The organism is Achromobacter sp. NPDC058515 (assembly GCF_042721735.1).
Lineage (GTDB): Bacteria > Pseudomonadota > Gammaproteobacteria > Burkholderiales > Burkholderiaceae_B > Achromobacter.
Genome location: NZ_JBHXNI010000028.1, coordinates 25512 through 34950 on the forward strand (window position 1 = coordinate 25512; position 9439 = coordinate 34950).

11 protein-coding genes are annotated in these 9439 nt (G+C 68.7%); 4 read left to right on the forward strand and 7 right to left on the reverse strand.

From position 1 onward, the window contains the following. Positions 1 to 3: 3 nt before the first annotated feature. Positions 4 to 1584, reverse strand: coding sequence for a formate dehydrogenase beta subunit (locus ACFWP0_RS29305; protein WP_377848229.1), 1581 nt, complete (start codon positions 1582 to 1584; stop codon positions 4 to 6). Then, the gene (locus tag ACFWP0_RS29310) at positions 1581 to 2138 is read right to left on the reverse strand and encodes a formate dehydrogenase subunit gamma (RefSeq protein ID WP_377848231.1); all 558 of its coding nucleotides are present in this window, start codon (positions 2136 to 2138) and stop codon (positions 1581 to 1583) included. The genes ACFWP0_RS29305 and ACFWP0_RS29310 overlap by 4 nt, the downstream gene beginning before the upstream one ends. A gap of 157 nt (positions 2139 to 2295) precedes the next feature. On the opposite strand from ACFWP0_RS29310, the gene ACFWP0_RS29315 reads away from it, so the two are divergent. The 3 genes from ACFWP0_RS29315 to mobA are packed head-to-tail and all read left to right on the forward strand — an operon-like array spanning position 2296 to position 5121. Continuing rightward, complete coding sequence (locus tag ACFWP0_RS29315; RefSeq protein WP_377848232.1) at positions 2296 to 3375, forward strand: substrate-binding domain-containing protein; 1080 nt, start codon at positions 2296 to 2298, stop codon at positions 3373 to 3375. A 35-nt stretch (positions 3376 to 3410) separates the two neighbouring features. Further along, positions 3411 to 4514, forward strand: a complete 1104-nt coding sequence (moaA, locus tag ACFWP0_RS29320) for a GTP 3',8-cyclase MoaA (RefSeq protein WP_377848234.1) — start codon at positions 3411 to 3413, stop codon at positions 4512 to 4514. Then, on the forward strand, positions 4507 to 5121 hold the full coding sequence (mobA, locus tag ACFWP0_RS29325) for a molybdenum cofactor guanylyltransferase MobA (RefSeq protein WP_377848236.1): 615 nt from the start codon (positions 4507 to 4509) through the stop codon (positions 5119 to 5121). Before moaA ends, mobA begins: the two co-directional genes overlap by 8 nt. On the opposite strand, the gene glp is transcribed toward mobA, so the two are convergent. From glp to moaC, 5 genes are read right to left on the reverse strand one after another with little or no spacing between them, the layout of a single operon-like run. Continuing rightward, entirely contained in the window at positions 5106 to 6311 is a 1206-nt protein-coding gene (glp, locus tag ACFWP0_RS29330; RefSeq protein WP_377848238.1) for a gephyrin-like molybdotransferase Glp, read from the reverse strand. The two genes, mobA and glp, sit on opposite strands and share 16 nt — an antisense overlap. A 3-nt stretch (positions 6312 to 6314) precedes the next feature. Beyond that, positions 6315 to 6836: a molybdenum cofactor biosynthesis protein B gene (gene moaB / locus ACFWP0_RS29335; RefSeq protein ID WP_377848239.1), complete on the reverse strand. Its 522-nt coding sequence runs from the start codon at positions 6834 to 6836 to the stop codon at positions 6315 to 6317. After that, positions 6833 to 7315, reverse strand: a complete 483-nt coding sequence (locus ACFWP0_RS29340) for a molybdenum cofactor biosynthesis protein MoaE (protein WP_377848240.1) — start codon at positions 7313 to 7315, stop codon at positions 6833 to 6835. The genes moaB and ACFWP0_RS29340 overlap by 4 nt, the downstream gene beginning before the upstream one ends. Before the next feature lie 5 nt (positions 7316 to 7320). Further along, on the reverse strand, positions 7321 to 7572 hold the full coding sequence (locus ACFWP0_RS29345; protein WP_377848242.1) for a MoaD/ThiS family protein: 252 nt from the start codon (positions 7570 to 7572) through the stop codon (positions 7321 to 7323). Beyond that, positions 7553 to 8041, reverse strand: a complete 489-nt coding sequence (moaC, locus tag ACFWP0_RS29350) for a cyclic pyranopterin monophosphate synthase MoaC (RefSeq protein WP_171667135.1) — start codon at positions 8039 to 8041, stop codon at positions 7553 to 7555. Before moaC ends, ACFWP0_RS29345 begins: the two co-directional genes overlap by 20 nt. A 169-nt stretch (positions 8042 to 8210) precedes the next feature. Here moaC and ACFWP0_RS29355 point away from each other — a divergent pair. Beyond that, the coding region (locus ACFWP0_RS29355) for a DUF748 domain-containing protein (RefSeq protein ID WP_377848244.1) at positions 8211 to 9439 on the forward strand (1229 nt) is incomplete at its 3' end.

Below are 9439 nucleotides of genomic sequence, written 5' to 3' on the forward strand. Positions count from 1 at the left end.
GGTTCAGGCCGCGTGCGCGGCAGAATGGGAGGACTCGATGCCGAAGTCCTGCGGAAAATGGTTCAGCGCGGACAGCACCGGGTAGGGCGCCATGCCCCCCAGCGCACACAGCGAACCGCCCAGCATCGTGTCGCACAGGTCGCGCAGCAGATGCACCTGCTGTTCGCGCTGTTCGCGGCTTTGTCCGCCCGCTGCGATCTTTTCTATGGTTTCCACGCCGCGCGTCGAGCCGATGCGGCAAGGCGTGCATTTGCCGCAGGATTCGATGGCGCAGAACTCCATCGCGTAGCGCGCCATGCGCGCCATGTCGACGGTGTCGTCGAACGCCACCAGCCCGCCGTGGCCGATCATGGCCGAGATCTGGATATAGGCTTCGTAGTCCAGCGGCACGTCCCATTGCGATTCCGGCAGATAGGCGCCCAGCGGGCCGCCCACCTGCACGGCGCGCAGCGGACGCCCGGAGGCGCTGCCTGCGCCGAATTCGTACAGCAGGTCGCGCAGGCTCAGGCCGAAGGCCTTTTCCACCAGCCCGCCCTGCTTGAGGTTGCCGGCAAGCTGGAAGGGCAGGGTGCCGTGCGAGCGGCCCACGCCGTAGTCGCGGTAGTACGCCGCGCCCTTGGCCAGGATGATGGGCACGGTGGCCAGCGAGATCACGTTGTTGATGACGGTGGGCTTGCCGAACAGGCCGGAGATCGCGGGCAGCGGCGGCTTGGCGCGGACCACGCCGCGCTTGCCTTCCAGGCTTTCCAGCAGGGAGGTTTCCTCGCCGCAGATGTAGGCGCCCGCGCCCTTGCGCACTTCCAGGTCGAACTGGCGGCCGCTGCCGTGGATGTCGTCGCCCAGCCAGCCCACGCTGCGCGCCCGCGCGATGGCGGCCTCCAGCGTGGCGATGGCGTGCGGGTATTCGGAGCGCACGTAGATGTAGCCGTAAGTCGCGCCCACCGCCAGGCCGGCGATGGTCATGCCTTCGATCAGGACGTAGGGGTCGCCTTCCATCAGCAGGCGGTCGGCAAAGGTGCCGGAGTCGCCTTCGTCGGCATTGCAGACGATGTATTTCGTGCTGCCCGGCGTGCCGGCCACCGTCTTCCATTTGATGCCGGTCGGAAAGGCCGCGCCGCCGCGGCCGCGCAGGCCCGAGGCCACCATTTCGTCGACGATCTGGCCGGGCTCCATGGCCAGCGCGCGCTTGAGCCCCTGCAGGCCGCCGTGCGCGGCGTAGTCCTGGAGGGACAGCGGGTCGATTACGCCGACGCGGGCGAAGGTCAGCCGTTCCTGGTGCTTCAGGTAGGGAATGTCCTCGGTCGGGCCGTGGCGCAGCGCGTGGCCGCCGCCCGCGAGCCAGCCGGCGTCGAACAGCGCGGCCACGTCCTCGGGCTGCACGGGGCCGTAGGCGATGCGGCCTTGCGGCGTGGCGATCTCGACCAGGGGCTCCAGCCAGAGCAGGCCGCGCGAGCCGTTGCGCACCACCTGCACGGACAGGCCGCGTTCGTCGGCGATGCGTTCGATGTCGCGCGCCACCGCGTCCGCGTCCATGGCCAGCGCCGCGGCGTCGCGCGGCACGTAGATGACGACGGGGGCGCTCATGGCTTGGCCTCCAGCGTGCGGGTCAGCAGGCGGTCCAGCTTGTCGGGGGTGACGCGGGCGTGGGGCTGGCCGTCGATCATGACCGCCGGCGACTGGGCGCACAGGCCCAGGCAGTACACCGGCTCAAGCGAGAAATTGCCGTCCCGCGTGCTGGCGTGGAAATCGCAGCCCAGCGCGCTGCGGGCGTGGGCGGCCAGGTGTTCGCCGCCCATGGCCTGGCAGGCTTCGGCGCGGCAGACTTCCAGCGAGTGGCGCGCGGCCGGCTCGCTGCGGAAGTGCGGGTAGAAGGTGATGACGCCGTGGACTTCGGCGCGGGAGAGGTTCAGGGCCTCGGCGATGGTTTGCACCGCCTCGGCCGGAATACAGCCCAGTTCGTGCTGGACCGCATGCAGCACCGGAAGGAGCGGGCCGGGCTGGTCTTTCAGCCGGGCAAGAATGTGGGCCGTGGCCGCGATGGCCGGGGTGTGGGACGCCTGGGCCGCGTCCAGGGCCAATTGGCCGCCCCGGGCTCCGCCGCTGGATGCCAGATCGGACTTTGCCTCGCGCTGATGCACGTCGGTCTCCTCCTGTGTTGCATGACCCCGTCGCGGGGGCTGTTGTGCCGGCTGGATTTGCAGGGCTTAATATGTTTAAAAAAACATATAAAACACCCGTCCGCCGCGTTATTTGTGTACTCTAACGGGGTACTTAATCGCCTTCAATAAGAAATAAATGACATATAAGTTCCGTATCGGCCTGCGGCCGCAATGGACATTGGGCGGAGACGACGATTCGGCCCCCGTGCCCTTGCAAGACATGCTTGCGCTGCTGGCGGCCATCGACGCCACGGGCAATATCTCCGGCGCTTGCCGCGCCTGCGGGCTGTCGTACCGGCACGGCTGGGGCGTGCTGCGCCGCTTCGAGGCCATCTTCGGCACGCAGCTGCTCATCACCAACCGCCGCCAGGGCACGCAGTTGTCGCCCTTTGCGCAGCGCCTGCTGTGGGCCAACCGCCGCATCGAGGCCCGGCTGATGCCCACGCTGGACAGCATGGCGTCGGAGCTCCAGGAAGAGCTGGAGCGCCTGCTGCCCGAAACCGGTCCGCATTTGCGCCTGCACGCCAGCCACGGCTTCGCGGTGGAGTCGCTGATGCAGCACATGGGCAACCGCAAGCCCGGGCTGGAATTGCGCTACCGCACGGCGATCGAGGCGCTGGCCTCGCTGGAGCGCCACGAGTGCGATCTGGCGGGTTTCCAGGTGCCGCTGGGGGACTTCGAGGCGCCCATCATGGAGCGCTACGCGCAGTGGCTGCACGCGGACGAATACATGCTGATCCACCTGGCCGTGCGCAACACCGGCCTGTTCGTCACCGCCGGCAATCCCAAGCAGATCCGGGGCATGGCGGACCTGGCGCGCCAGGATGTGCGCTTCGTCAACCGCCAGATCGGCTCCAGCACCCGCTACCTGGTGGGCCTGCTGCTGCAGCGCGCGGGCGTGTCCATCGGCGAAGTCCAGGGCTACGAAACCAACGAGTTCACCCATATGGCCATCGCCGCGCACATCGCCAGCGGCATGGCCGACACCGGCGTGGGCGTGGAGACGGCGGCCTGCCGCTTCGGGCTGGATTTCATTCCGCTGGTGCGGGAGCGCTATTTCTTCGCCATCCGCAAGTCCGCGCTGGAAACCCCGGCCATGCGCGACCTGCTGTCCATCATGCGCAGCCCGGACTATGTGGGCTACGTGGGGCAGCTGGTCGGCTACGACGCCCAGGACACCGGGCGGTTACAGACGCTGGAAGAGGCTTTTCCATGAGCGCGCGGCGCGAGTCTCCGGGATATGATGTCCCCATGAGCAAAGTGATTGTCCTTGCCGATCGCCGCAACGATCGTCCGGCCGCCGTGGCGCCCGGAGAACCGCCGCCGCACGGGCAGCCCGCGCTGGACATGCGCGCGCGGCCGCTGCGCGACCTGCGCATATCCGTCACGGATCGCTGCAATTTCCGCTGCACCTATTGCATGCCGCGCGAGGTCTTCGACGCCAGCTACACCTTCATGCCGCATTCGGCCCTGCTGTCCTTCGAAGAGATCAGCCGGCTGGCCGGCATCTTCACGCAGCTGGGCGTGGAGAAGATCCGCCTGACGGGCGGCGAGCCGCTGCTGCGCAAGCACATCGAAAACCTGGTCGGCATGCTGGCGGAACTGCGCACGCCGCAAGGCCGCCCGCTGGACCTCACCCTGACCACCAACGGCAGCGTGCTGGCGCGCAAGGCCGCCGCGCTGAAAAGCGCCGGCCTCACGCGCGTCACGGTCAGCCTGGACGCGCTGGACCCCGCCATGTTCCAGGGCATGAGCGACAGCGGCTTCACGCCCGACGACGTGCTGCGCGGCATCGACGCCGCCGCCGACGCGGGCCTGGCGCCCGTGAAGGTCAACATGGTGGTGCGGCGCGGCCTGAACGACGGGCAGATCCTGCCCATGGCCGAGCGCTTCCGCAACAGCGGCCACATCCTGCGCTTCATCGAATACATGGACGTGGGCAACAGCAACGGCTGGAACCTCGCCGAAGTCGTGCCCAGCCAGGAAGTGCTGGACCGCATCGGCGCGGTCCATCCGCTGGCGCCGGTGGCCTCGGGCGAGATGGGGCGGGTCGCCGAACGCTGGCGCTACCTGGACGGCGGCGGCGAGATCGGCGTCATCTCCAGCGTCACGCACGCGTTCTGCGGCGGCTGTACGCGGGCGCGCCTGTCGCCGGAGGGCAAGCTCTTCATGTGCCTGTTCGCGCACGATGGGCACGACCTGCGCGCGCCGCTGCGCGACGGCGCCACGGACCTTGAACTGGCGCGCATCCTGTCGGGCATCTGGGCGGCGCGCAACGACAACTATTCGGAACTGCGCGGTCGCAACATGGCGGACCCGGCGCGCAAGATCGAAATGAGCTACATCGGTGGCTGAACCCGTATGCAGCGGCGTGGCCGGCCTGATCCTGGCCGGCGGACAGGGCTCTCGCATGAACCGGCAAGACAAGGGGCTGGTCGCGCTTTGCGGCGAGCCCATGGTGGCGCACGTCGCGCGCCGCCTCGCGCCGCAGGTGGCGCGGCTGATCATCAGCGCCAATCGCCACGCGGACCGCTATGCGCAGTACGGCGAGGTCGTGCCTGACGGCGAGCCGCAGCTGGGCGCCTGGCAGGGGCCGCTGGTGGGCATCGCGGCGGGACTGGCCGCGGCGTCCGCGCAAGAATGGCTGGTGGTGGCGCCCTGCGACACGCCGTTCCTGCCCGCGGACATGGCCGCGCGCCTGATCGGCGCGGCGCGGGCGGCGCAGGCGCCGCTGGCCTATGCGGCCGCGGGCGGACAGCGGCACTCCGCCTGCATGGCGCTGCGCACTTCCCTGTTGCCCGGCTTGCTGGCATATCTGCAAGGGGGCGATCGCAAGGTGGGGTTGTGGCAGGCCAGGGCGGGCGCCGTCGAAACCCGCTTCGACGATGCGCCGCCCCATGCCTTCATGAACGTCAATACGCCGGATGAGCTGGCGCAGGCCGAGCGCTACGCCAGCCAGTGACGCAGGTCGTAGTAGGCGACCCGGTCCTTGTCCTGCACCAGCACGTCCGCCGGCAGGCGGGCCAGGCCGGTGCACCAGGGCAACGAACTGATCACGCCCGAACCCTGATGGCCGTAGGGCGCCAGTTCGCCGCTGCCGTCGTCGGACACGCGGCGCTGGACACGCAGGAATTCCTCGCGGCCGTCCTGGCGCGGTTGCCCGGTGCGCAGCGGCAGCAGGCTGACCGGCGGGAAGATCTCCTCGCGGCCCTGCATGCGGCGCATCAGCGGGGTCACCAGCATGGCGTACACCGCATAGGCCGATACCGGATTGCCGGGCAGGCTGACCACGGGCTTGCCGCCGATCTGCGCCAGCGCCACCGGCTTGCCCGGCTTCATGCGCACCTTCCACAGCGACAGCTCGCCGCCCAGCGCGGCCAGCGCCGGCTTGACCAGGTCGCGCTCGCCGACCGAGACGCCGCCCACGCTCAGCACCAGGTCGCAATCGGCCAGCAGCGTCTTGAAGGCGGCCAGCAGGTCGGCCTCGGTGTCGCGGGCATGCAGCACATGGACGGGCAGGGCGCCCAGGCCGCGCACCATCGCGGCCAGCATCGGGCCGTTGGAGTTGTAGATCTGTTCGGTCGCGCGCGGCTGGCCCGGCGGGACGAGCTCGTCGCCGGTGGTCAGGATGCCGACGCGCAACTGCCCGTACACGGGCACGGCGGCCAGCCCCTGCGAGGCGAGCAGCGCCACGTGCGCCGCCTGCAGCAGGGTGCCCGCCGGCAGCAGCGGGGCGCCCGCCAGCGTGTCCTCGCCGCGGCGGCGGATGTGCTGGCCGGGCTTGGGCTCGCGCGAGATCCGCACCTGGTCGTCGGCTTCGACGGTGTCTTCCTGCATGACCACTACGTCCGCGCCGGCGGGAATCACGCTTCCCGTGAACAGGCGGATGGCGTGGCCGGGCTTGAGCGGCTCGGGCACGTCGCCCGCGTAGCAGCGCTGCTGGATGGGCAGGCGGGCGTCGGGGCTCCAGTCGGCCAGGCGCAGGGCGTAGCCGTCCATGGCGCTGTTGTCGGCGGGGGGGATGTCCACGGTGGCGTGGAGATTGGCGGCCAGCACGCGGCCGGCGGCCTCCAGCAGGCTGACCTCTTCGGTGCGTTGCAGCGGGCCGGCGGCATTGGCCAGCAGGGTCTGGGCTTGATCAAAATCCAGCATGGGTCAGTCTTCTTCTTCGCGTTTCTTGAACTGCGTGGCGAAATTGCACGGGCCGTGGCTGCTGTCGAGCTGTTCGCGCAGGATCTGCGCCCAGGCCGTTTCGCACGCGTTGTTGGAGCCCGGCAGGCAGAAGATCAGCGTCTGGTTGGCCGAGCCGGCGAAGGCGCGCGACTGGATGGTGGAGCTGCCGATCTCGGTGTAGGAGATCTGGCGGAACAGTTCGCCAAAGCCGGGGATCTCGCGGTCCAGCAGCGGCGCGATGGCCTGCGGCGTGTAGTCGCGATGCGAGAAGCCGGTGCCGCCCGTCGTCAGGATGATCTGCACTTCGGGGTCCGCGATCCAGTCGCTGATCACGCGGCGGATCTGATAGATGTCGTCGCGGACGATGTCGCGGCGCACGCACTGGTGGCCCGCATGCGCCAGGCTGTGCGCAAGCAGGTTGCCCGACGTGTCGTCGCCGGCGCTGCGGGTGTCGCTGACCGTCAGCACGGCGCAGGCCAGCGGGACCTGGATTGCTTCGCTCATGGATGCTCCTTCTTGTTGGCGGTGTCTTCATCCCAGGAATCCGTGCGGTCCTGGTCGGATTGGCGCTGTTCCACCCAGAAGCTGCCGCCGCCCGCAAGGGTCTCGCGCTTCCAGAAGGGCGCGCGGGTCTTGAGCGCGTCGATGATGTATTCGCAGCCGCGGAAGGCGTCGCCGCGATGCGCGCTGGCCGCCGCGACGAAGACGATCTGCGCATTGCGCGACAGCGCGCCCACCCGGTGCACGATGACCGTGCCGTCCAGGTTCCAGCGCGCGCGGGCGGTGGCGGCGATGTCTTCGAGCTCGCGTTCGCACATGCCCGGGTAGTGTTCGAGATAAAGCGTTTCGGTGGGCGAGTCGGGCGCGTAGTCGCGCACATAGCCCACGAAAGTGACGATGCCGCCCACGCCTGGACCGGCGCGTTCCCGCAGCGCGGCCGTGAGCGCGGCGCCGTCGAAGTCGGCTTCCTGGACGCTGATCATGGCGTTTACCCTCCGGTGACGGGTTCGAACACCGCGACCTCGTCGCCCGCGCGGATCGGCGCGGACGGCTTGGAGTGGGTCTGGTTGATGGCCAGCTTCAGGCGCGAGGCCGGCGCAAGCTGGGGATAGCGTTCGCCCAGTGCGGCCAGCAATTGCGCGCCGGTGGATTCGCCTTCCACGGGCCAGGCTTCGGCGCGCTTGCCGACGAGTTCGGCCACGCGCGCGAAGTACAGGAGATTAATCGTTGCGCCATTCACCACTTTTGCCTCCCGCCTTGTACTTAAGGCGAACTTGCTCGATCACGATGCCCTTGTCGGCAGCCTTGCACATATCGTAGATGGTCAGCGCGGCCACGCTGCACGCCATCATGGCCTCCATTTCCACGCCCGTCTTGTAGCTGGTGCGGCAGGTGGCCAGGACGTCGATGCGATGCTCGGCGTCGTCCAGGGAAAATTCGACGCCGACGAAGGCCAGCGGCAGGCTGTGGCACAGCGGGATGAGGTCCGCGCAGCGCTTGGCGGCCAGGATGGCGGCCACGCGGGCAGTGTTGAGGACTTCTCCCTTGCCCTGGCCCGGCTGGGTCAGGAGGCCATAGGCCACGGCGTTCATGCGCACGCTGGCGGTGGCGATCGCCACGCGTTCGGTGTCCGTCTTGGCGATGACGTCGACCATGCGGACCTGGCCGGCTTCATCCAGGTGGCTCAAGGTGGGGGTGGACGTGGACATGGGAATCGGGATCAAGAATTGTTAATGTTTGAAAAGAGCGGTCCCGGCTGGCCGGGAAGGGCCCCTGTTACGCCTATGATAGACGAGCAGTGGAGGGGGCGCGATAATCGCGCCTGTAGTTAGTGGAAGGACGGAATAATGGCCTTCAATAGTTATCAGGAGACTCGCGATGCCCGTGCGCATGCCCAAGCTTCGGTTCACCCGGCGCGCCGGCAAGATTCTTCTGGGCATCCTCGCGTTCTTGCTGATACTTTGCGGCGTCGCCGCCTGGCAGGTCCCAAAGGTCCTGCATGACGTCCTGACCCAGGACGTCTCCAAAATGATCGGCCGCGACGTTTCCGTCGGCAAGATCACATTCAATCCCTTCACGCTGACCGTCCGCGCGCGCGACCTGGCCGTGGCCCAGCCCGGCTCCCAGACGCCGCTGCTGACGCTGGCGGAGCTGGACGCCAGCGCGGCATGGACCTCGCTGTTCTGGTTCGCGCCCGTGGTCGATCGACTGACCCTGCGCCAGCCTAACATCGCCATCGTCCGCGAAGACGTCGCCCGGTTCAATTTCTCTGATATTGAGCAACGCGTGGCCGAATTGACTGCCGCCAAGCCCGAGGAACCGCCCAAGCCGGACGAAGGGCTGCCGCGCTTTTCGCTGAACAACATGGTGATCGACGGCGGCACCATCACGCTGGACGACAAAGTGACCGGCCGCAAGCAGGTGGTGGACGAACTGGGCGTGGGCGTGCCGTTCATCTCCACGTTCGGGTACGCCACCGATATCGACGTCCAGCCCCGCCTGCACCTGCGCATCAACGGCAGCCCCTTCGACCTGACCGGCGTGGCCCGCCCGTTCGACGTCGTGCCTTCGTCCACGCTGCGCGTGGCGTTCGACGGGCTGCAGCTGGAAAAGTGGGCCGACGTCTGGCCCATGCCGCTGCCGTTCAAGGTCGAGAGCGCGCTGCTGGATTCGAACCTGCAGATCGTCTTCGAGCAGCCCAAGGATGCGCCGCCCAAGATCCGTGTCGTGGGCGACCTGGGCCTGCGCCGGCTGGACCTGCGCGACCCCGCCGGCGAGAACCTGGCGGCCTGGAGCGCGCTGACCGTCACCCGCCTTGAGCTGGAGCCGATCGCGCGCCAGGTCTATATCGGCGAGGTGGGGCTGTGGGCCCCGCAGATCCATGTGCGGCGCCACGCCAATGCGCACCTGAACTGGCAGGACGTCGTTGCCGGACTGAAGGCGCTGGGCGGCGTGGAGCCGACCGCGACCCCGGTGGTCGACAAGATGAGAAAGGCGAGCGGCATCGAGCAGCCCGCCAAGGCCGGGCAGGATCAGGCAGCCCCGGCGGGCGCCGCGTCCGCGCCTGGCGGGGGGGCCGCCTCGCCGGCAGCCGCCCTGGCGCCGGC